Origin of the sequence: Nocardia sp. CA-129566, from assembly GCF_050956075.1 — a bacterium.
GTDB lineage: Bacteria > Actinomycetota > Actinomycetes > Mycobacteriales > Mycobacteriaceae > Nocardia.
Genome location: NZ_CP192085.1, coordinates 301,157 through 323,520, shown reverse-complemented (window position 1 = coordinate 323,520; position 22,364 = coordinate 301,157). Strand labels below are relative to the sequence as shown.

Below are 22,364 nucleotides of genomic sequence, written 5' to 3'. Positions count from 1 at the left end.
CCATCACCGGCGCAGATCGAAGCCGCCCGCACCCCCGCCGGCACCGGCCCCGATGCCAAGATCGTCGCCGTCGTCGTCACGCACAAACGCGTTGAACTGCTCGCCGAATCGCTGAAAGTCCTTGCCTCCCAGACCCGCCCGGTGGACCACCTGATCGTGGTCGATAATGCCAACGAACCGGAGGTCGCGGATCTGGTCGCCCAGCAGCCGCTGGAATGCACCTACCTCGGCTCGGCCCATAACCTCGGCGGCGCCGGCGGTTTCGCGCTCGGCATGCTGCACGCGCTGACCCTCGGCGCGGACTGGGTGTGGCTGGCCGACGACGACGGCCGCCCCGACGGTTCGGAAGTCCTTGCCACCCTGCTCGATTGCGCGCAGCGGTACGGCCTGGTCGAGGTGTCGCCGGTGGTCTGCGATATCGACGAACCCGATCGGCTCGCCTTCCCGTTGCGCCGCGGCGTGGTCTGGCGGCGGCTACGTTCCGAGTTGGGCGATGAGGATTTCCTGCCCGGCATCGCCTCGCTGTTCAACGGCGCGCTGATCTCGGCCAGGGCGGTCGATCTGATCGGTGTTCCCGATCTGCGGCTGTTCGTGCGCGGCGATGAGGTCGAGGTGCACCGCAGGCTGGTCCGCTCCGGTCTGCCCTTCGGCACCTGCCTACAGACGGCCTACCTGCATCCCAATGGCGCCGCCGAATTCAAGCCGATCCTCGGCGGCCGCATGCACACGCAATATCCGGACGACCCGGTCAAGCGCTACTTCACCTACCGCAACCGGGGCTATCTGATGTCCCAGCCCGGCATGCGCAAACTGCTCCCCCAGGAATGGATCCGCTTCTCCTGGTTCTTCCTCGTCACCCGCCGCGATCCGGCCGGGCTGCGCGAATGGTTCCACCTGCGCAGCCTGGGCCGCAACGAGCAGTTCGGCAAGCCCGATCCGGACGCGAAGACCTCCGGCGAATAATAGGTTGCGCGGGTTTTCCGCGCTGTGCCAAAGTGGGCGGGCAACGTCGAGAGATGAGTGAGGAGGTGGAGATCGTGACACGCAACGTTGGGTTTGTCGTGCCCGGGTCAGCTGTGCGAACGCACGCTGCCGCACGGACTTCCACCTCAGATACCTCTCGCTGAGTCCCGGTTCGGGCTCGGCGCCCGACGAAGGATTCCTTCCATCATGGTCGAGCACGACCTTCTCGTCCCTTACGGCTGGACCGAAGCCGTTGCCAACGAATACGCCGCGCTCATCGAGGACGGGTGCGTCCCCGCCCGGGTGATCCGGATGGATCGCAGCGAATGCGATGTCGCGACGCCCACCGGATCCGCGCGCGCCCGCTGCCCGCGGTTGAATACGCCCGATTCCGAGATCAGCGGGCTGTGCACCGGTGATTGGGTCAGCATCGATGCCGAACTGAATGTGCGACAACTGCTTCCGCGGCGGGGCGCGATCACGCGCTCGGCCGCGGACCGCCGCGCACAGGGCCAGGTGCTCGCCGCGAATGTCGATACCGTGCTGATCTGCAGTGCGGCCGATGGCGATATCGATCTCGGCCGGATCGAGCGGATGCTCGCACTGGCCTGGGAGAGCAATGCCCAGCCGATCGTGGTGCTCACCAAAGCCGATGCGGCGCTGGATATTCCGCTCGATGCGGTGCAGGCCGTCGCGCCCGGTGCGGTCGCGCTCGCGGTCAGCGCCGACAGCGGGTACGGACTCGATGTGCTCACCGCGATGCTCGACGGCACCGTCGCGCTGATCGGTCCGTCCGGCGTCGGGAAATCGACGCTCGCCAATGCCCTGCTCGGCCAGGAATTCTTCGCCACCAGCGCCGTTCGCGCGGTGGACAAGAAGGGCAGGCACACCACCGTGCATCGGGAGCTGCGGCCGCTGCCCGGCGGCGGCACGTTGATCGATACGCCCGGATTGCGCGGTATCGGAATCTGGGATGCCGCCGAAGGCATCGAGAAAACCTTCAGCGATATCGAATCCCTCGCGGCGCAATGCCGATTCGACGACTGCGCGCACAACGGCGAACCCGGCTGCGCGGTGCAGCAGGCCATCGACAACGGTGCGCTCACCCAGCGCCGCTTCGACAGCTACCGCAAGCTCGAACGGGAAAACGCCTGGAACGCAGCGCGATCGGATAAGCGGCTGGCGGCCGAACGCGCGAAGGTGTGGCGCGGTATCCGCAAGCAGCAGCGGCAGTTCTACCAGGAGCGCGGCGCGCGAGGCTGATTCGACCGAATGCCCGCTGGGGAGCGACAGCCTGCGCTCCCCGGCGGGCCCAGCGAACCCCGCAGCAACACGGTAGGGTCGGCACGCACAATCGCTAAACGGGAGGGTTCCGATGAGTTACCCCGGCGGGTATCCGCCTCAGGGCCAGCCCGGGCAATGGCCCGGGCAGCCCGCGTATGGTCAGCCTGCGCCACCGGGCGCGCCGAATCCCTACGGTGCGCCACCGCAGTATGCGCCGCCCGCCGGGCAGCCACCGGTCAGCCAACCGCAGGTGCCGCAGCCGCCCTACGGCAGCCAGCCGCATATTCCGCAACCGCAGTACGGCAGCCAGCCGCATCTCGCGCAGCCCCAGCCGTACGGTCAACCCGCCCAGCCCTACGGCCAGCAACCGTACGGCCAGCCACCGGCACCCTATGGGCAAGCGGGCCCGCAGCAGGCGGGCTACGGTGCACCGCCGGCCCCGCCCGGAATCACCGTCGAGGCCTCCTATGAGTGGTTCTCGTTCCTGCTGGCGATCACCAAGCCGAAGATTCTGGTGAACGGTCAGCGAGTGCCGAATACGCGGTGGGGGCAGAACCACATACCGGTCGGTCCCGGTCAGTACCACGTGCGGGTGGCCACGCCCTGGCTGTTCGATATGGGTCCGGCGAATGCGACGGCGGTGGTGCAGGAAGGTCAGGGCGCGCGGTTCTACTACAAGCCGCCCGCGATCATCTTCCTCAATGGCGCGATCGGCCCGGTTCCGCAAAAGACGCCCGGTGTCGTCTTCATCTACATCACCTGGGCCTTCGCGGCGCTGATCATCCTGCTGAACATTCTGTTGATCGCTGGAGCCTCCAGCATCTGACAGGTGGATCGGGAAGGGCGTCGGAATTTCCGGCGCCTCTTTTCGAGCAACCTATGCAACTGGTTGCATAGGGGCCTGGGTTACGCTTAACCTGCACAACACCCGCTGGCGACTGCTCGCAGGTCGCCCGCCGGGTCAGCACGGCCGCGGGCGCACCCACCCACGGCACTGACGACAGGAGCAGGTCATGACGGAACCGGCAGCCAAGCCGCTCGCGGGCGCGACGATGATCATGTCCGGCGGCAGCCGCGGCATCGGTCTGGAGATCGCCAAACGGGCCGCGGCCGACGGCGCGAATATCACCCTCATCGCCAAGACCGACCAGCCCCATCCCAAGCTCCCCGGCACCATCCATACCGCGGCGGCGGAGCTCGAGGCGGCGGGCGGCACGGTACTGCCCTTCGTCGGCGATGTGCGCATCGATGAATCCGTCGCCGAGGCCGTGCGGCAGACCGTCGAGCGCTTCGGCGGCATCGATATCGTCGTCAACAACGCCTCGGCGATCGATCTGTCACCCACCGACGCCATCTCCATGAAGAAGTACGACCTCATGCAGGACATCAACTGCCGCGGCAGCTTCCTGCTCTCCAAGCTCAGCATTCCCGCACTGCGCGAATCGGCCGCGGCAGGCCGCAACCCGCACATCCTCACCCTGTCCCCACCGCTCAACCTGGACCCGAAGTGGGCGGGCATGGCACTGGGCTACACCATCGCCAAGTACGGAATGTCGCTCACCACACTGGGTTTGGCCGAGGAACTCAAGGGCGACGGCATCGCCGTCAACTCGCTGTGGCCGCGCACCACCATCGCCACCGCCGCGGTGAAGAATCTGCTGGGCGGCGAGGAGATGATCGCCACCTCGCGCACCCCCGACATCTACGCCGACGCCGCCTACCTGGTGCTCACCTCGCCGTCGAAGGAGACCAGCGGCAACTTCTTCCTCGATGACGAGGTCCTCGCCGCCCACGGCATCACCGACCTCGACAAGTACCGCGTCGTCCCCGGCGATACCGAACTGACGACCGACCTGTTCCTCTGACCGACGGCGGCCACCCTCGCCCGCGCCATCGGCCGAGGGTGGCCTACGCAATGGTCGTCATTGCCGCTACCGTCGATGCCGTGGTCACCATCACCTTGGTCCGGGGCGATATCACGAAGCAGTCGGTGGACGCGATCGTCAACGCGGCCAATTCATCGCTGCTCGGCGGTGGCGGGGTCGACGGCGCGATCCATCGCGCGGGCGGTCCCGAAATTCTGGACGCCTGCCGCGATCTGCGGGCATCGCACTATGGCAAGGGACTCCCGACTGGACAAGCGGTCGCCACCACCGCGGGGCGGCTGTCGGCCCAGTGGGTCATCCACACCGTCGGCCCGGTCTGGTCCACCACCGAAGATCGCTCCGCCCTGCTGGCCTCCTGCTACCGCGAATCACTAAGGGTAGCAGACGAATTGGGCGCGCGCACCATCGCCTTCCCCGCCATCTCCACCGGCATCTACGGCTGGCCGATCGACGACGGCGCACGCATCGCCATCGAAACAGTGCGCAGCACTACAACGAACGTGACCGAAGTCCGCTTCGTCCTCTTCGACGAGCGCGCATACGCCGCCTTCGAAACCGCCCTGTGAACGGTGACCCAAGAGGAATCCCGCACAACCAGTGACTATCGCGCAGACCTCACAGAGCCTGTTGCCGAATTGGCGCGGGTTTTGGCCGTGACGCAGATCACGTGCCTATGTGGACGGCTGAGGCGCAATCATGCCTGCCGCTACGTGATTTGGTCTGTCGCTGTGACGGCGGTGTGACGGCACAATCGCATGTTCGGCGTATTCGGCAACAGGCTCCACACCCTGTGCGCCATGGTCATTGGTTGTGCGGCAGCAGTTCTAGTCCGGCTTGATGCCGTACAGGCGCTCCCAGTTTTCGCGGCTGGTCAGTTCGGGGATGGCGGCGCGGTATTGCTGGGTGAGGGTGGGCAGGTCGCGGCGCAGGCGGCGCAGGACGCGGATGGTGCGGATCAGCAGCGCGCGGGCGCGGGCCTTATCGCGCTGGCGGATTCGGACACCGGACTGTGAGGCATCGGTGACCACGACATGGTCGAAGAGCGCGACGTGCCACCAGTGCGCGTCCTCGCGGGTGACGCCGATCAAACCGCGCTGGGTGCGGCCGGTCCACTGGGTGATGGCCCGCTTGATCAGGACCGCGGTCACCCGGCTCGGTTCGCCACCGGCGCGGCGCATCTGGATGTCGGCCGAGCGGACCGGCGGGGTCGCGGCCGGATGTTTGATCGTCTCCGGGTAGCCCGCGCGGCCGGTGCGGGCGGCGGCCAGGGCCGCGATACCGCCGTCGCGCAGGATCTTCGGGCCCTGCAGGAAATCCTCGATGCCCTGCAGCGTGGTGTGCACCAGGCCGTACTGCATGGCGACCAGGTGTTCGGCCAGACTGCGGAACAGTTGGCGGGTAATGGCCTTGCCGTCGAGATCGGCGTGCAGCGAACCGACGATGAGCGAATTGCGCGTGCTGAAGTAGCGCGCCCAGTCGTCGTAGTCCTTCCAGTAGAAGTCGGCATGCCACACCGCGGCATTGGGCAGCGTGACCGTGACGAATCCGTGCTCGCGGGCCCGGATGCCGTATTCGACATCGTCCCACTGGAAGAAGATCGGCACCGGCAGCCCGATCTTGGCGACCACCTCGGCCGGGATCAGGCAGGTCCACCAGGCGTTGTAGCCCGCGTCGACGCGGCGCTCCTGGTTCTTCTTCAGCATGCTGGTGTTGCGCAACGCCTTCGACACCTTCTGGCCGTGCTTGAGTTCGTGCAGATGCACTTCCTCGGCACCGACATTGAGGTAGTCCGGGTTGAGCAGGAACAGCATCTGCGCGCCGACCAGGGTCGGTTCCGCGGTCATATTGGCGAAGGCATTGAGCCGCAGAACCGTTTCCGGCTCGCAGAGGATGTCATCGTCCATCAGGATGACGTCGGCGTGCTCGTTGACCGCGGACACCTCGTAGAGACCGCGGGTGAACCCGCCCGCCCCACCGAGATTCGGCTGGCGGATGTAGCGCAGCTTGTCACCGAAGACCGGCAGGGTTTCCTGGAAGCGCGGCTGGTTCTCGACCAGGTCGGTGCCCTGATCGACCACGTACACCGCGTCGATGGCCTCGAGGATCGGCGCGTCGGAGGCCAGCGCGGCCACCGTCTCGGCACAGTCCGCGGCCCGGTTGAAGGTGCAGATCGCGATGGCGACGGGGCGCACGTGATCGGGCGCGGTCGAGGTCCAGGCCTGCGCGGAGATGCCGAGTTCGCCGCCGATGGCATCGAATTCGAGCCACAGCGCGCCGCCGTCGACGTACTGGTCCAGCGGTGCGGCCAAGGTCAGGGGGCCACTCGCGGTGACCTCGGCGGTATCGATGATCCGGCGGTGCCCGGCGATATCGGAGGCGACGAGCCGAATCCTGGCCCGCTTGGTCACATCCAGCACCATGGACGCCCACACCTCGGTGACCGTGGTCCAGCGCTGCCAGTAGCTGGCCGCGAACCGCCCGAAATAGGTGTTGGTGTGCGCGGAGGCGCCCTTGTCCAGTCTCAGCTCCAGCCGTTCCCGATGTGCGCGGCCCTTGACGACGGCGTACAGCTCATCGCTCACCTTCGCCGACGGCCCGGTGAAGATGCCGCGCTGCAGCACCAACCGATCGGGCGCCTGATGATCGGCGCGCAGCGAGGCGGGCGCGGTCGAAGGGCGGTCATTCGTCTCGGCAACGGCTTTGGTAGCCGACTGATCCATGAAGGTCCTCGAAATCGTTTCGGTGCCGACGGGACAGACATGCCCCAGGATGGCCGTTCGCGGCGGGGCCGAGAATATCAACCGGACTCGGCAACCGCCTGTCCAGCAACCCGGCCACCGCCATCATCTATGTTGCTCGCTATTAGCTGAAGTGTTCGTAGAACCGACGAATACAAATTTGTCATAAGCCCAGTAGCGGAACACCACCGCGACGATCTGGCCGATGAGCGTGCCGGAGATGTTGTCCGACAGCGGTGACGACAGGTCGAGAACATAGCGGGAGAATCCGAGGCAACCCAGTTGCAGACCGATAGCGACGACATTGAATACGGCATACAACAGATACTCGCGACCGGGATTGTCGGATTTCTTGTGCCCGAAGGTCCACCACTTGTTACCGAAGTAGGTCACCACGGTGGCCACGGCGATCGCGATGATCTTGGCGGGCAGCGGCGCGTGGTACAGCACGCCCTCGCCGCCCCAGAAAACCAGCAGGTTATAGGTGCCCGCGTCGACGAGGAAGCCGATCGCGCCGACCACCAGGAACGCGCCACCGCGCCGCACCGCGGCGAGCACCTTCGCGGTCAGCGAGTCGTCCACCGGCCGCTCTGGTTCGACTGGCGGCGAACCGGACCGCACAGAGAATGACACGGGCTGCTCCGGATAAGGCACTCGGCGACGGTACCCCAGTAGGCTCGGCGAACCGAGTGAGCACCAAGAGGTGCAGCCCTGTACCCTCCCGGTGTTCCCCATTCACCGCCGACATCGAGGATTGACCGGGTGGACTCCGCCGAGCTCCGAATTGCCGCAGTGGTGCCATGCCACAACGAGGAGGCTTCGGTCGCCAAGGTCGTCACCGACCTGCAGGCCGCCGTGCCGGGAATCGTCGTCTACGTCTACGACAACCTCAGCACCGACGCGACCGCCGAGCGGGCCCGCGCGGCCGGGGCGATCGTGCGCCACGAACACACCAAGGGCAAGGGCAATGTGGTGCGCCGCGCCTTCGCCGATATCGAGGCCGATGTCTATCTGATGATCGACGGCGACGACACCTATGAGGCGTCGGCCGCACCGCTGATGATCAAGACACTGCTCGACGGCCCCTATGACCATGTGCTGGGTGTGCGCAAACAGGACGAGGGCGCATCGGCCTACCGCTCCGGTCACGAGACCGGAAACAAGGTGCTCAACGGCGTTGTCGGCAAGGTGTTCGGCGAGAACGTCGACGATATGCTCAGCGGCTTCCGGGTGTTCTCGCGCCGGTTCGTCAAGAGCTTCCCGGCCGTCTCGCGCGAATTCGAGATCGAGACCGAGCTGACCGTGCACTCTCTGCATCTGCGGGTGCCGCAGACCGCGGTTCCGGTCGGCTTCCGTGATCGGCCCGCGGGCAGCGAGAGCAAGCTGCGCACCTATCACGACGGGTTCAAGATCCTGGCGCTGATCATCGGATTGGCAAGGCATGAGCGGCCGGTCGCGTTCTACGGACTGTTCGGCACGCTGAGCTGGCTGGTCTCGATCATCCTGACCATCCCGATCGTGGTCGAGTTCTACAACACCCATGAGGTGCCGCGCTTCCCGACGCTGTTCCTCGGCTTCACCCTGCTGCTGCTCGGCAGCCTGGCCTGGACCGCCGGCCTGATCCTGGATGGCATCCGCCGTTCCAGGCACGAGGCCGCGCGGCTGGTCTACCTGCGGTATTCGGCGGTCGGCGCGGATGACAACGGTGGAGCCGAGCGTTGACCACCTCGGCGGATCGGACCGCAACCGCCGCAACCGAATCGAGTCCGGAACCGCCGCTGCACGCGGATAGCGATGTCGCCGTCGGGAATTCGACGGCACTGCCGGAGACCGCATCCGAATCCGGTGCCACCGATCGGGATTCGAGCAGCACGGACAGCGACGACGACGCGAATAAGCCCACGCGCGATCTCGGACGTCGGATCGTGGCCCGCTTCGGCGCCGCCACCATCGCCTTCACACTCATCGTCACGGTCTTCGGCGCGCTGTTCGCCTGGATCACCCCGCCGTTCTGGGGCCACGACGAGATCACCCAGTTCGGTCGCGCCTATCAGGTCGCGCACGGCGGCTTCCAGCCCGAGCGGATCCCCGACGATCGCGGCATCGCCTATGGCGGTGATGTGCCATCGAGCATCACCGCGCTGATGGGGTACGCGCTGCACGATTACACGACCAATCCGGAAGAGCCGGATTCGATGGTCGCCGATCCCGGCGCCTATGCCCGATTCGAGGGCGCCGCGGTGTCGAAGACCGAGGAATCGGTCTGGTTCACCAATACCGCCGCCTACTCGCCGGTGCCGTATATCCCTGCCGCCATCGGCATTCGGCTCGCCGAGCTGTTCGGACTGAATGTCGGCGCGATGATGCTGCTGACCCGCCTGGCGGGCCTAGCGGTCTATCTCGCCCTCGTCGGATTCGGCCTCTACGCCCTGCGCGCGCATCGGGTGCAGTGGCTGGCGTTCACCGTCGCGGTGCTGCCGATCGCGGTCTTCCAGGCGGGCACCGTCACCGCCGATACCCTGACCAACGCACTGGCCATTCTGGTCTCCGCATTGCTGGTCAAGGCACTGTTCCTCGGCGGCGGCCTCGGTCGCGTCGAGACCGCGGCGCTACTGGCCGCGACCGTCGCGCTGCCGGTCAGCAAGCCGACCTACGTGCTGCTGGCCATGCTGGTGGTGCTGGTGCCGACCAACCGGTTCGCCTTCGGTGGCGATTCCGGCTGGAAGCGTCTGCTCCCATGGGGTTTCGCGGCATTGGGCGCGACGGCCTTCGCGGTCTGGATGAAGATCGCGGCACCCACCACCGACGGTATGGGCCTGATGCGCCCACCGCACCAGTGGAATTCGGTGCGGCCGAGCGACCAGCTGCACGGCATCCTCAGCGACCCGGTGAATTTCGTCAATGTCTTCGGCGAGAGCATCGCACTGCGCGACCAGCGGTGGTTCACCCAGTTCTTCGGTGAACTCGGCTTCGCCTACATCGACGTCCCCGCCCTGACGGTGCTGGCCTGCCTGCTCGCATTCGCGGTCAGCGTCGGCATCGCGGATCGGATGAACACCGCGAGCGCCACCTTCCGGCGCACGCTGATCGTCGCGCTGACCGTGCTCGCGAGCGTCGCGATGATCTACGTGACGCTGTACATGTCGTTCACCCCGGTCGACTACTACATCATCGACGGCGTGCAGGGCCGGTACTTCGTACCGCTGGCGATCCTGGCACTGGTGGTACTGCTGCGCTGGATGCCATTGCGGCTCACCGACGTCCGCGGTCGGACCCCGGCCAAGGGTCCGGCGATCACGATCATCGCGGCCACGCTGGTGGCCCTGATCGCCGCGCTCTGGAAGTACTACTCGATCGTCTGGGGCTGACAAACCCCCGCGCTCTCGGGTCCGCCGCAAGAACATGGCCGGGTACGACCAGAACTCGGGCACACACCGACCCGTCGACCCGGGAGCTGAACTTCAGCGCTCCCGGCGTCCGGCCAAAGGCAAAGGCTCGGCGAGGCGAGGGTTAGGCGTTGATGGTCCGCTCGCCCGCATCGGCGTACGCACGTTCGGTGCTGGCCTTGGCCGGACGCCACCAGCTCTCGTTATCGCGGTACCACCCGATGGTGGCGGCCAACCCGGCACGGAAATCCGAGTACCTCGGCGTCCAACCGAGTTCGGTGCGCAGCAGCGACGCATCGATCGCGTAGCGCTGGTCGTGGCCGGCGCGGTCGGTGACATGGTCGAAGTCGTCGGGATCGCGGTCGAAGGCCTCGAGGATCATCCGCACCACCGACTTGTTGTCGAGTTCGCCGTCGGCACCGATCAGATAGGTCCGGCCGATCCGCCCGCGCTCCAGGACGTCCCATACCGCCCGGTTGTGGTCGTCGACGTGGATCCAGTCGCGCACCTGGTGTCCGGCGCCGTAGAGCCGCGGCCGAACACCATCGATGAGGTTGGTGATCTGGCGCGGGATGAACTTCTCCACATGCTGATACGGCCCATAGTTGTTGCTGCAGTTGGAGATCGTCGCGCGGACGCCGAACGAACGGGTCCAGGCGCGCACCAGCAGATCGCTCGATGCCTTGGTGGCCGAGTAGGGACTGGACGGGTTGTAGGGGGTGTTCTCGTCGAATGCGGGCCCGTCCGGGGTGAGATCGCCGTAGACCTCATCGGTGGAGACATGGTGGTAGCGCACCTCGTGGCGGCGCACCGCTTGCAGCAGCGAGTAGGTGCCGACGATATTGGTCTGCACGAACGGCCACGGTTCGGCGAGGGAGTTGTCGTTATGCGATTCGGCGGCGAAGTGCACCACGGCGTCGACACCGCTGACGAGTTCGTCGACCAGATCCAGATCGGCGATATCACCGTGTACGAAATCGATGCGGTCGGCCACCGGCTCGAGCGAGGCCCGATTTCCCGCGTAGGTCAAAGCGTCAAGGACGGTTACGGTGGCGTCGGGTCGCTCGGCCACCGTCTGTTGGACGAAATTCGCACCGATGAACCCGGCCCCGCCGGTTACGAGCAGTCGCACCCCCCCGACTTTACGTCGCCGCGACGGTGTCCTGACGCTGGATCTCGTTCCCCACGCCCACCTGCGCCGCGAGAGTTCGAATCTGTGAGCTTCGTCACGCTAAGAGACGGTAAGGAAAGGCGATTAGTTCAGATTTCCGCGAAAAACCGTGGTCAACGTCGTGATTTCAAAGAACCTCCCAAGGACCAAGTCGTGATGGTGAACAAAATTTGAATAAACGGTCACAACCGGTTCACCACGCGTTAGCTGGTCTAGATTTCGATCGTCTAGTCCCCTCCGAACGCTTCACATCGAGGTCCAGAACAAAATGCTGATGAGGAAATTCGCCGCGACGTCGGCACTGCTGATCGCCGCCATGGGCATCACCGCAGGTACCGTGAACGCGGCTCCGGCGGAGTCCGCCGACGCCCCGATCAACTTCACCGCCCACGCGACCGACACCCAGTCGATCATCTCGATCGACTCCGGCTCGCTGGTCGTCGAGGACAACGCCCTCAAGATCAAGGCCGCCGACGGCACCACCGTCGCGGGCACCCCGCTCACGGCTCGCATCGATGATTTCGAATTCCCGGTCGCGGCGGAGATCTCCGACCACACCGCCACCCTGACCCCCCAGGTCGACATGGCGCACGCCACCTACAAGCCGGTCGCGCTGCCCTTCGAGGACCAGGCGCCCTTCAAGACCCCGTACGACCGTGAGGTGGCCGCCTTCAACCGCATGAAGGACACCATCGCCATGGGCGCCACCATCGGCACCCTGGTCGGCGGTCTCGGCGGCGGCGCCATCGGCTGCGTCCTCGGCGGTATCGCCGGTGCGACCGTTGCCTCGGCCGCCATCGTCGGTCTGTTCGGTGCGTTCATCCCGGCCGCCGCCATCGGCTGCCTCGGCGGCATCATCGCCGTCGGTGCGCTGGGCACCCTGGCCGGTCAGATCCTGATCACGGCTCCGGTCGCGATCGGTGCGGCGATCCAGTACTTCGCCACCACCAGCGCCCCGTTCACCGCGCCGAAGTAAGTCGAGCGACGGCTCTACACAACTGAAGTGAGCCAGAAACCCCGCCCGGTCCGATCGGGCGGGGTTTCTGCTGTTCGGTCGAGTTACGGAACCGTGATAGCAACGGTTCGACACTGCAGAGTCAGAAAAACTCGACTTGTCCAGAAAATGAACAAAAAGTGAATACGGTCGAACTAGACGGCGGCCGGAATTCGCAGCGCGGGAATTCTCCGGACCACCACCGAAATTCCGCAGCCGCGGCGCAAGCAAAAACCCCCGCCTCCCGACTGCCCTGAAGACAGTCAGGAGGCGGGGTCGACTCGTCCGGCCGATCCAGGTCAGGCCGTCCGAGCCCGCTGCGGCTGGTCGAGTCGGGCGCGGACGAACCGGGATACCCGGGCCAGCGCCATCCTGCTCTCGGGCAGATTGGGGGCAATGGCCATGAAGGCGTGCACCTGACCGCGCCAGATCTCCAGCGCATTCGGCACACCGGCCGCGGTCAGCCTGCGGGCCATCAGCTCGCAGTCGTAGCGCAGCACTTCGTCCTCCGCGGCGATCAGCAGCACCGGCGGCAGACCCGCCAAGGCGCCGTTGACCGGCGACACCATCGGATCGAGCTGGCCGTCCAGCTCGGCGCCGATCCGCACGACCGCCTCCAGCGCGGACAGCGGAAGGTAGGGATCGCGCTCGACATTCACATAATCCCGCTTCGCCGCGTAGTCCAGATCGAGGAGCGGGCTCAGCCCGACCAGCCCGCCGGGGGACGGCAGACCCGCCTCGATGGCGCGCAGTGCGGTGCTGAAGGCCAGGAACCCACCCGCCGAATCGCCCGCGAAGACGATCCGGGACGGGTCCGCGCCGTGCCGCAGCAGCCAGCGGTAGGCGGTCAGACAGTCCTCGATCGCCTCGGCGATACTGCGCACCGGCAGTTGCCGGTAGTCGACATTGACCACGGGCAGTCCGGTGCGCCGGGCCAGGCTGGCCGCGATGGGACGATGGGTGCCGAGTCCGCAGATGGCGAAGCCGCCACCGTGCATGTACAGCACCGCGCCGTGCCGCAGGGCACGGGAACCGCCGGACGGGCGCAGGATCTCCATCCGAAACCCGTTCAGCGCCACCTGTTCCCGATCGACGCCGCGCGGCTGCGGCCGCAATCGGGCCAGGGTGTCGATCGCGACGGCGCCGACCGGGATGGTCGCCCGGCTGACCGGAAACAGGCGCAATACCGGGCGCACCGCGCCGAGGCAGGTCGCCAGCAGCATTCGCGCCGGCGCGCTCGGGCCGTCCGGGTTCATCAGCAAACCGGGCTCACGCGGGTCGAATTCACTCACGCTGGTCGCCGACATCGCGCACCTACCTCACACTGGCGCGCCGAGCCCGACCGAACGGTTACCCAGGTAAGAGTCGACGCTGACATCTCACACGTACCCGGTGTGCGTCACTTCCCCATGGAGGTGACACACCGATGTTTCAGAACATCACGGATACGTGACCTACGCAACATTTATCGCCCGCCGTGCCCGGTTACCAAACGTTCGTGATCAATTTGTAGGCGAGTCGGAACCTCGCCGAAGCCGAGCGCGACGCGCCTGGCAGACTCGGGGACCATGCGCGGAATCATCTTGGCCGGTGGCACCGGATCCCGGTTGCACCCGATCACGCGCGGGGTGAGCAAACAGCTGGTCCCGGTCTACGACAAACCGATGGTCTACTACCCGCTGTCCACCCTCATGCTGGCGGGCATCCGGGACATCCTGGTCATCACCACCCCGGAGGATGCCGATGCGTTCGCCCGTCTACTCGGCGACGGCTCGCAATTCGGCATCGCGATCAGCTATGTGGTGCAGCCGGAACCGGACGGACTCGCCAAGGCCTTCGTGCTCGGCGCCGACCACATCGGCGGCGACAGCGCCGCACTGGTGCTCGGCGACAATATCTTCCACGGACCCGGGCTCGGCACCAGCCTCGCGCGCTTCACCGAAATCGACGGCGGCGCGGTCTTCGCGTACTGGGTCTCCGATCCGACTGCCTACGGCGTCATCGAATTCACCGACGGCCGAGCGGTTTCGATCGAGGAGAAGCCCAAGGTGCCGCGGTCCAATTACGCCATCCCCGGGCTGTACTTCTATGACAACGATGTCGTGGAGATCGCGCGCGAGCTGCGGCCGTCGGCGCGGGGCGAATATGAGATCACCGATATCAACCGCGCCTATCTGGAACAGGATCGACTGCGCGTGGACGTGCTCGCCCGCGGTACCGCATGGTTGGACACCGGCACCTTCGATTCGCTGCTGGACGCCGCCAACTATGTGCGCACCATCGAACAGCGGCAGGGTCTGAAGATCGGTGTGCCCGAAGAGGTCGCGTGGCGGCAGGGCTTCATCGACGATGAGCGGCTGTGCACGCTGGCCGAACCTTTGGTTCGCTCCGGATACGGGAGCTACCTGCTCGATCTGCTCGAGCGCGGACGGGATTGGTGAACGATGGAGTTCCGTGAACTCGCCGTGCCGGGCGCATGGGTGATCACACCGCGCCAATTCGGCGACGACCGTGGCATGTTCTGCGAATCGTTCAAGGCCTCGGAGTTCGAGAAGGTCGCCGGTCGGCCGTTCGATCTGCGCCAGGTCAACTGCTCGGTCTCGGCGGCCGGGGTGCTGCGCGGCATCCACTACACCGAGGATCCGCCGGGGCAGGCGAAGTACGTGACCTGTGTGCGCGGTGCGTTTCTCGATGTGGTCGTCGATCTGCGACCGGGCTCACCGACCTACGGACGCTGGGACAGTGTGGTACTCGACGATGTCGACCGACGCTCGATGTTCCTGTCCGAGGGGCTCGGCCATGCGATCCTGTCACTGGCCGACAACTCGACCGTCACCTATCTGTGTTCGCTCGAGTACACACCCGAATTCGACCGGGATATCGATGCTTTCGATCCGCGCCTCGGCATCGAATGGCCAACGACCGGTCTCGACGGTCGGCCGCTGACCTATATCCGGTCTCCCAAGGACACCGCCGCACCGCCCTTCTCGTAGTACGCCGAACGCCACCGCCCCCGATGAGGGAGGGAAGCGGCGGCGTTCGACTTACTGTCGGCTGGAAGGGGATTCAGCCGACGAGCTCCAACTCCGGCTCCTGCGCCCGCGCCTTGGCACGCTTGGGCAGGTAGGCGGTCATGGCGATGAGCGCGCCGACGATGGCGACACCGGCGGCGAACTGCAGTCCGGGCCGGAAGTTGTCGAGCACCGCGGCCGGGGTGTTCGCACCATGGCTGCCCGAGGAGATGATCGCGGTATTCACCGCGAGCACGATGGCCGCACCGACCTGCATGGAGGTCTGCAGCACACCGGCCGCCAGACCCTGCTCATCGTCATCGATGCCATTGGTCGCCTGAATGTTGATGGCGGGGAAGCCGACCCAGCCGATCCCGATCAGCAGCACCGCGGGCAGGATCATCGTCAGATATGACGGTGTGGTGTCCAGCCGCAGGAACAGCAGGTAGCCGATGGCCATCACGACCATGGTGACGGCGATGATCGGTCCGGTGCCGAACCGGTCGACGAGCTTATCGGAGAAGAACGCCGACGCGACGACCAGCAGACCCACCGGCAGCAGCGCCATGGCCAGTTTCAGCGGCGACCAGCCGAGCGAATCCTGCAGGTACAGCGTCACGATGAACTGCCAGCTGAAGTACGAACCCGCGACCGCGATGATCGCGAGGCTGGCCCGGACCAGTGTCACCTTGCGCAGGATGCCCAGGCGCACCAGCGGGTACTTCACCTTCTTCTCCACCACGACGAATCCGGCCAACAGCACGGCGGCACCCACGAACGAAATGATGGTGCGCGCCGAACCCCAGCCCACCTCGGGTGCGGAGACCACGGTGTAGACCAGCAGCAGCATGCCCGCGGTGGACAGCAGCGCGCCGAGGATGTCGTGCCCGCCCTCCTCGGCGGCCTCGTCCTTGGGCACCAGCACCCAGGCCGCCGCCAGCGCGGCGAGCGCGATCGGAACCGGAAGCAGGAAGGTCCAGCGCCAGCCGATGCCGGTCATCAGACCGCCGAACAGCAGGCCCATGGAGTACCCGCCCGCACCGAACACGGTGTAGATGGACAGCGCCTTATTGCGGGCCGGGCCCTCGGCGAAGTTGGTGGTGATGATGGACAGACCGGTCGGGGCGGTGAACGCCGCGGCCAGGCCCTTGATGAAGCGGGTCAGGATGAGCAGCGGGCCGGAGGTGACCAGACCGCCGGCCAGCGAGGCGATTGCGAAGACGGCGAGCGCGATCAGGAAGACCTTGCGCCGCCCGAGCAGGTCGGCGGTGCGCCCGCCGAGCAGCAGCAGGCCGCCGTAACCGAGCACATAACCGCTGACCAGCCACTGCAGGGTGGAGGTCGACAGCTCGAGTTCGGCGCCGATGGACGGCAGCGCGACACCGATCATCGAGACGTCGAGACCATCGAGGAACAACACAATGCAGAGGGTGATCAGCATGCCCCAAAGACGGGTGGACCATCTGATCGGATCGGACGCCGTGCCGTCCGAAAGGGTTGCTGCAGAAGTCATGGGCGGAACATTACATGCGTCCACATTAAATGCCAACACATTTAATGCGCTTGCATCGTCCGCTCCGGAGCACTAGGATAGGGCCATGTCGAAGCTGTCGACAACAGAATTAGCCGGGCGTGATGTGGCGCCCGCCGGGTTGGTCGTCGAGTGGCGTGAGCTGCTCGACCGGCATGCCGCTGTGAGCTGTGCGCTCGAGAAGGAGCTGCAGGGCAAACACGACATCGGACTCAGCGAGTTCGAGACGCTGGACCGATTGATCGACGCCGATTCCGCCAATTACCGGATGAGCGATCTCGCCAACGACATCTACCTGAGCCAGAGTGCGCTCTCGCGCGCGGTGGCGCGCCTGGAGCGCGACGGACTGGTCTCGCGCAGCATGTGCGAAAACGACCGGCGCGCGATCTTCGTCCATCTCACCGACAAGGGCCGCGAGGTCTACGATTCGGCGCTGCCGACCCATCGCGAGGTGCTCGGGCGCACCTGGAGTAGCCGCCAGAAGTGCTGAGCGGGCCGCAATTGCGGTTGGCCATCCAGCGCGGCCGAAAACACTGCGATCAGATACTCTCGCGGGCTTCTTGGATGCCACGGCGCGCGTCCACCGCGCCCGACTTGATGCTCGCGAAAGCCTTTCGGTACCGCTCGATTTCGGGTTCCTTGTCCAGGTACACCGGACCGGTGAACGCCTCGACATAAACCACCGGCGGCTCCCGCAATTCCCCCTGCGCCTCGGCGAATTCCAACAGCACGAACCGGCCGGAATCCATGCCGTCGTGATAGCCGGAATCCGAGGGCACCAACTGAATTCGCACATTCGGCAGATCACACATGCGCCGCAGGTGGCTCAGCTGCTCGGCGGTCACCTCGGCACCACCGATGCGCCGCCACAGCAGCGCCTCGCTGATCACCACATCCAAGTGCAGTGGCGCATCCTTGCGCGTGACCAGCGCCTGCCTGGCCATGCGCAACTGGACCCGACGATCGATTTCGGTCTCCGATGCCTCCGGGCGCGCGGACCGCAGCAGTGCGCGGGCATAGGCCTCGGTCTGCAACAGTCCGGGGACCAGTTCGTTCTCATAGGTGGACAGCGCGCGAGCGGCCTCCTCCAGCCCGATGTACACCTCGAAGCCCTCGGCGATCACATCGCTGTAGCCGGTCCACCAGCCCCTGGCCTTGGTCTCCCTGGCCAGCGCGGTCAGCGGTTCGACGAGATCGGTTGGCGCACCGTAGATCTTGCACATGGCCTCGACGTCCAGGCTGCGCAGCGAGGTCTGGCCGGTTTCGATGCGCCAGATCTTGGCCTCGGACCATTCGAGCTGCTGGGCCGCCATCCTGGTGGTCATCCTGGCCCGATTGCGCAGATCACGCAGATGCCGTCCGAGCTGCCTGCGAGGCATGGTCGAACCGGTGGTGCCCTGCGGTAAAGCCATGCTTCCCCCTCACGCTGTGCGCCGAAACACCTGGTTGATCTCCCGTGTCCGCCGGTGTGGGCGCCTCTCCAACCGATACCGCAACCGATATGCGGATATCCGAACAGCATTGTTTCACAGTAAAACTGACAGAGGTCACGATGGGTGTCCCAGATACGCCAATGACGCACCAGCGCCGAAGAGGTTCCCGCTGGGAATGTTCCGGCAATTCAGCCTGGTTCTACTTCCGCGCGCCGCGCTTGCGGAAGCGCCAGAACTGCACGGCGCGGACGTCTTCGGAGAGCTGGTTGACCGGCTCGGCGACATCGGAGAGCGCCTGGAACAGATCGTCGGCGAGATCGGCGATGTGTTCGACCCTGGACGCCAGCTTGGAGGCGTTCTCCAGGAATTCGAGCAGCAGGCGCACCACGGCCGCGATGGTCAGGCCGAGCGGTATCGCGAGCAAACCGGTCAGCACCCCGAGAACGGCGGAGACCTGCCACATCAGGACTGTCAGCGCGATCGGGATGCCGATCGCGAAGGCCAGGCCGAGCATGTAGGCGAGGGGCAGCAGGGTCCGGGTCGCGGGACGGTGGAACTGCACGTCGAGCAGGCCGCGCGCCGCGTCGGCGCTCCAGGCCCGCGGACTTTCGAAGGGCTCGGCGGGTTCCGGCTCATCGGTGCCGCGCGCGAATCGCTTCGACGCGTTCTCTTTCCAAGCGATCCAGCGTGATTCGGTTTCCAGCTCGGCCGAATCCGGCACCTCGACCACGTCGGGCTCATCCGGCCCATTCGTCGCCCGCCCCCCGGTCGAATCGCTACGCGATGCACGTCCACCCGTCACCGGACCGCCACCCCCTATCGAATCGCTGCGCAATGCTGACTCATATCCCGATCTTTCCCCCAATTCCAGCCCCCGCCAATAGGTGCCTCGGTGATAGCTATTGCGCACTGGGTGAGACGAATCCGACAGTCAACAAGATCTTTTGTACAACCCGTAACGCTCTGCCCACCTCGCCCCGATACCCACCACGTATGCAGGACCCAGATCTATCGGGGAATGGAGAAAAACAGTGCGCACCACGTTTCCGACTTCCGCATCGGCGGCAGAGATGACTGCCGCGGCGCAGGACTACATCCAGCGCGGGTGGACGATCGCTGAAACGACCAACGGGATCTGCCTGATCACCGACGAGGACGTATCGGGCATCGAGATCAGCGGTGAGCTGGCCGGCGAGGTTCGCCGATACCTGCGCGCGAACGACCTTTCCGGTCCGGTGATCGAGATCCCGGGTGCCGAGCGTCGCGAGATCCACTTGGTCACCGGCCTGCGCAAGGCCGCGATGGCGCTGGAGGCACTGCGCGAGGCGGGCGCCACCGTCTACACCGATGGCGACGGCATCCCGCTGCCCCCCACTCAGCTCACCACCGGCGAGGCTTGCTGGGGCGTCACCCCGGGCGAGGCCCGCTGGATCCCGCCGGTCGTCGCGATCGGCGCGGCCGTTCGCTCGGCGCTTTCGCGTCGCGGCGCATCCGCCGTGACCAGCGTCGCCTGCTGACTTCACGCATCCATCGGGCGGGGTCCGCACTGCCCTGACCGACGTTGACCGGTATCCGCTATCCGCGGATACCGGTCATTCTTGTTTCCGCATGCGCGGATATCCATCGCGCGCGATGATGTGGGTATGGCCCAGATCACTGATGACACCCGGACGCTGTTGCGGACCTGCCCGCTGTGCGAGGCGGTCTGCGGACTCGAGCTCACCCTCGACGCACAGGACCGGGTGACCTCGGTTCGCGGCGATCGGGACGATCCGTTCAGTAAAGGGTTCATCTGCCCCAAGGGAGCGAGCTTCGGACATCTGGATCAGGATCCGGATCGGCTGACCGACCCGATGATTCGCGATCGAGCCACCGATACCTGGCGCACCGCCTCCTGGGACGAGGCATTCGATCTGATCGCCGAGCGGTTCCCGGCGATCGTGGCCGAGCACGGAAATCAGTCGGCGGCGCTGTATCTCGGCAATCCGAACGCGCATACGGTCGCGGGGGCGCTGTATGTGCCCGTGCTGATCCGGACGCTCGGCACCAAGAATCTGTACTCCGCGAGCACCGCCGACCAGATGCCCAAGCAGGTGGCGAGCGGATTGATGTTCGGGGATCCGCTGACCGTGCCGGTGCCGGATCTGGATCGCACCGACTATCTGCTCATGCTCGGCGCGAATCCGCTGGAGTCGAACGGGTCACTGTGTACCGCACCGGATTTCCCGGGCCGGCTCAAGGCGCTGCGCAAGCGCGGTGGCAAATTCGTCGTGGTCGATCCCCGGGTGACCCGTACCGCGAAGCTCGCTGATGAGCATCTGTTCATCCGGCCCGGTAGCGATGCGTATCTGTTGTTCGGGATCGTGCATACGCTGTTCGCGGAGAACCTGACCGATATCGAGGTCGAGGTGGCGGGACTGGACGAGGTACGCGAAGCCGCCGCGGAATTCACTCCGGAGGTGGTCGCTCAGCGAACCGGCGTGCCCGCCGAGACGGTACTGCGACTCGCCCGTGAGCTGTCGGCCGCGCCGACCGCGGCGGTCTACGCGCGCATCGGCACCTGCACAGCCGAATTCGGCACGGTCACGCAGTGGCTTGTCGAAGTGATCAATGTGCTGACCGGCAATTTGGACGCACCAGGTGGCGCCATGTTCGCCAATGCCGCGGCCGGTGGCATCAATCGCACCAAGCCGTTCCGCACCGGGCGCTGGGCCAGTCGGGTGCGCGAGCTGCCCGAGGCGATGGGCGAACTTCCGGTGGCGACGTTGGCCGATGAGATCAACACACCCGGGGCCGGACAGGTGCGCGCGCTCATCACCGTCGCCGGTAATCCGGTGCTGTCCGCGCCCAGTGGGCCGCGGCTGGATGCGGCGTTCGCGGAGCTGGAATTCATGGTGAGCGTGGACCGGTACCTGAACGAGACCACCCGCCACGCCGATGTGATCCTGCCGCCGCCGCGACCGGTGCAATCGCCGCACTACGATTTCGCGCTGCTGCAGTTCGCGGTCCGCAACTACGCGCGGTACTCGCCGCCCTTGGTGCCACTGGGTGAGCGCCCCTCGGAGGCCGCGGTTTTGGCGCGCCTCGGGGCGGCGCTGACCGGCCAGCCGCATTCGGGCGCCAACGGACAGGACCCGTTGACCGCCGTGGACGAGTTGGTCATCGCGGGCACACTGCACACAGCGGGCATATCAGAGCGACGACCCGAACTCATCGGGGCGAACAGTACCGAACAGCGCATCGATATGATGCTGCGGCTCGGGCCATATGGCGAATGGAACGGCGGCACGCTGAATCTGCAAGTACTGCTCGACAATCCGCACGGCGTCGATCTCGGTCCGCTGCAACCGCGACTGCCGGGAGTGCTGCGCACGGCGTCGAAGAAGGTGGAGTTGGCGCCGCAGCCGTTACTGGACGATGTCGCGCGGATGCGGGCCCGACTCGCCGACGCCGCGCCAGAGGTGGTGCTGATCGGGCGGCGTCAATTGCGATCCAACAATAGTTGGATGCACAATATCCCGACGCTGGTCAGCGGGTCGAATACCTGCACGCTGCATATCAATCCGGCGGATGTGGCGCGGTTGGGGCTCGGCGATGCCGCGGTAGTGAAGTCCGCCGCGGGGACACTGACCGTGCCGCTGGAGCCGACCGAGGCCATCATGGCGGGGGTGGTGAGCCTGCCGCACGGATGGGGTCATACCGATAGCGCGCAGACAGTGGCCAGGGCGCACGCCGGGGTGAATGCCAATGTGCTGACCGATGATTCGGTGCTGGACGTGCCGTCCGGGAATGCGGTCTTCAATGGCGTTCCGGTGACGTTGACACCCGCCTGAATTCCTCCGAATCCGACCGGCCGGGCATAAGATCCCGGCCGGTCGGATTTTAGCTAACTCACGGAAACCCTTGCGCTAACTAAACATTCAGTGCATTCTCATCATGGCTTTTGCTGCTTTGCCGGACTAAAATG

General features: G+C 65.9%; 20 protein-coding genes. 13 read left to right on the top strand and 7 right to left on the bottom strand.

Going from position 1 to position 22,364, the window contains the following annotated elements:
* Window positions 1-15 precede the first annotated feature (15 nt).
* From glfT1 to ACQP0C_RS01395, 5 genes are all read left to right on the top strand, one after another.
* A complete protein-coding gene (glfT1, locus tag ACQP0C_RS01415) occupies window positions 16-963 on the top strand; it encodes a galactofuranosyltransferase GlfT1 (protein ID WP_433734824.1) in 948 nt (315 codons plus the stop codon).
* A gap of 207 nt (window positions 964-1,170) precedes the next feature.
* Complete coding sequence (gene rsgA / locus ACQP0C_RS01410) at window positions 1,171-2,226, top strand: ribosome small subunit-dependent GTPase A (RefSeq protein ID WP_433729814.1); 1,056 nt, start codon at window positions 1,171-1,173, stop codon at window positions 2,224-2,226.
* 112 nt (window positions 2,227-2,338) lie between these two features.
* Window positions 2,339-3,073, top strand: a complete 735-nt coding sequence (locus ACQP0C_RS01405; protein ID WP_433729812.1) for a hypothetical protein — start codon at window positions 2,339-2,341, stop codon at window positions 3,071-3,073.
* Between the two features lie 187 nt (window positions 3,074-3,260).
* Entirely contained in the window at window positions 3,261-4,112 is an 852-nt protein-coding gene (locus ACQP0C_RS01400; protein WP_433729810.1) for an SDR family oxidoreductase, read from the top strand.
* 80 nt (window positions 4,113-4,192) lie between these two features.
* Window positions 4,193-4,699, top strand: coding sequence for an O-acetyl-ADP-ribose deacetylase (locus ACQP0C_RS01395; protein WP_433734823.1), 507 nt, complete (start codon window positions 4,193-4,195; stop codon window positions 4,697-4,699).
* A gap of 258 nt (window positions 4,700-4,957) precedes the next feature.
* Here ACQP0C_RS01395 and ACQP0C_RS01390 read toward each other — a convergent pair whose 3' ends face one another.
* Both ACQP0C_RS01390 and ACQP0C_RS01385 read right to left on the bottom strand, forming a co-directional pair.
* Window positions 4,958-6,853, bottom strand: a complete 1,896-nt coding sequence (locus tag ACQP0C_RS01390) for a glycosyltransferase (protein ID WP_433729808.1) — start codon at window positions 6,851-6,853, stop codon at window positions 4,958-4,960.
* 123 nt (window positions 6,854-6,976) lie between these two features.
* Window positions 6,977-7,453 (bottom strand): GtrA family protein, encoded by a 477-nt coding sequence (locus tag ACQP0C_RS01385; RefSeq protein ID WP_433729806.1) that lies wholly within the window; start codon window positions 7,451-7,453, stop codon window positions 6,977-6,979.
* Window positions 7,454-7,633: 180 nt separating this feature from the next.
* Between ACQP0C_RS01385 and ACQP0C_RS01380 the strand changes: the two genes are divergently transcribed.
* Together ACQP0C_RS01380 and ACQP0C_RS01375 are read left to right on the top strand one after the other, a co-directional pair.
* Complete coding sequence (locus ACQP0C_RS01380) at window positions 7,634-8,593, top strand: glycosyltransferase (RefSeq protein ID WP_433729804.1); 960 nt, start codon at window positions 7,634-7,636, stop codon at window positions 8,591-8,593.
* On the top strand, window positions 8,590-10,239 hold the full coding sequence (locus ACQP0C_RS01375; protein ID WP_433729802.1) for a DUF2142 domain-containing protein: 1,650 nt from the start codon (window positions 8,590-8,592) through the stop codon (window positions 10,237-10,239). Before ACQP0C_RS01380 ends, ACQP0C_RS01375 begins: the two co-directional genes overlap by 4 nt.
* Before the next feature lie 142 nt (window positions 10,240-10,381).
* Here ACQP0C_RS01375 and rfbB read toward each other — a convergent pair whose 3' ends face one another.
* Window positions 10,382-11,389: a dTDP-glucose 4,6-dehydratase gene (gene rfbB, locus ACQP0C_RS01370; protein ID WP_433729800.1), complete on the bottom strand. Its 1,008-nt coding sequence runs from the start codon at window positions 11,387-11,389 to the stop codon at window positions 10,382-10,384.
* Between the two features lie 307 nt (window positions 11,390-11,696).
* Here rfbB and ACQP0C_RS01365 point away from each other — a divergent pair, with 307 nt between their 5' ends.
* The gene (locus ACQP0C_RS01365; protein WP_433729798.1) at window positions 11,697-12,404 is read left to right on the top strand and encodes a hypothetical protein; all 708 of its coding nucleotides are present in this window, start codon (window positions 11,697-11,699) and stop codon (window positions 12,402-12,404) included.
* Between the two features lie 317 nt (window positions 12,405-12,721).
* On the opposite strand, the gene ACQP0C_RS01360 is transcribed toward ACQP0C_RS01365, so the two are convergent.
* Window positions 12,722-13,729: an alpha/beta hydrolase gene (locus tag ACQP0C_RS01360; RefSeq protein WP_433729796.1), complete on the bottom strand. Its 1,008-nt coding sequence runs from the start codon at window positions 13,727-13,729 to the stop codon at window positions 12,722-12,724.
* A 261-nt stretch (window positions 13,730-13,990) separates the two neighbouring features.
* Here ACQP0C_RS01360 and rfbA point away from each other — a divergent pair, with 261 nt between their 5' ends.
* Both rfbA and ACQP0C_RS01350 read left to right on the top strand, forming a co-directional pair.
* Complete coding sequence (gene rfbA / locus ACQP0C_RS01355; protein ID WP_433729794.1) at window positions 13,991-14,863, top strand: glucose-1-phosphate thymidylyltransferase RfbA; 873 nt, start codon at window positions 13,991-13,993, stop codon at window positions 14,861-14,863.
* Window positions 14,864-14,866: 3 nt separating this feature from the next.
* Window positions 14,867-15,415 carry a dTDP-4-dehydrorhamnose 3,5-epimerase family protein gene (locus ACQP0C_RS01350; protein ID WP_433729792.1) on the top strand — a complete coding sequence of 183 codons (549 nt, stop codon included), beginning with the start codon at window positions 14,867-14,869 and terminating at the stop codon, window positions 15,413-15,415.
* 73 nt (window positions 15,416-15,488) lie between these two features.
* Here the strand turns inward: ACQP0C_RS01350 and ACQP0C_RS01345 are convergent, their stop codons facing one another.
* The gene (locus ACQP0C_RS01345; protein ID WP_433729790.1) at window positions 15,489-16,946 is read right to left on the bottom strand and encodes an MFS transporter; all 1,458 of its coding nucleotides are present in this window, start codon (window positions 16,944-16,946) and stop codon (window positions 15,489-15,491) included.
* A gap of 85 nt (window positions 16,947-17,031) precedes the next feature.
* Here ACQP0C_RS01345 and ACQP0C_RS01340 point away from each other — a divergent pair, with 85 nt between their 5' ends.
* Window positions 17,032-17,454: a MarR family transcriptional regulator gene (locus tag ACQP0C_RS01340; protein WP_433729788.1), complete on the top strand. Its 423-nt coding sequence runs from the start codon at window positions 17,032-17,034 to the stop codon at window positions 17,452-17,454.
* Between the two features lie 49 nt (window positions 17,455-17,503).
* Here ACQP0C_RS01340 and ACQP0C_RS01335 read toward each other — a convergent pair whose 3' ends face one another.
* Window positions 17,504-18,376: a helix-turn-helix domain-containing protein gene (locus tag ACQP0C_RS01335; protein WP_433729786.1), complete on the bottom strand. Its 873-nt coding sequence runs from the start codon at window positions 18,374-18,376 to the stop codon at window positions 17,504-17,506.
* A 220-nt stretch (window positions 18,377-18,596) separates the two neighbouring features.
* Window positions 18,597-19,199, bottom strand: coding sequence for a DUF4282 domain-containing protein (locus ACQP0C_RS01330; protein ID WP_433729784.1), 603 nt, complete (start codon window positions 19,197-19,199; stop codon window positions 18,597-18,599).
* Window positions 19,200-19,428: 229 nt separating this feature from the next.
* Between ACQP0C_RS01330 and ACQP0C_RS01325 the strand changes: the two genes are divergently transcribed.
* Together ACQP0C_RS01325 and ACQP0C_RS01320 are read left to right on the top strand one after the other, a co-directional pair.
* Entirely contained in the window at window positions 19,429-19,914 is a 486-nt protein-coding gene (locus tag ACQP0C_RS01325; RefSeq protein WP_433729782.1) for a hypothetical protein, read from the top strand.
* A 126-nt stretch (window positions 19,915-20,040) separates the two neighbouring features.
* On the top strand, window positions 20,041-22,230 hold the full coding sequence (locus tag ACQP0C_RS01320; protein ID WP_433729780.1) for a molybdopterin-dependent oxidoreductase: 2,190 nt from the start codon (window positions 20,041-20,043) through the stop codon (window positions 22,228-22,230).
* Window positions 22,231-22,364: the final 134 nt, after the last annotated feature.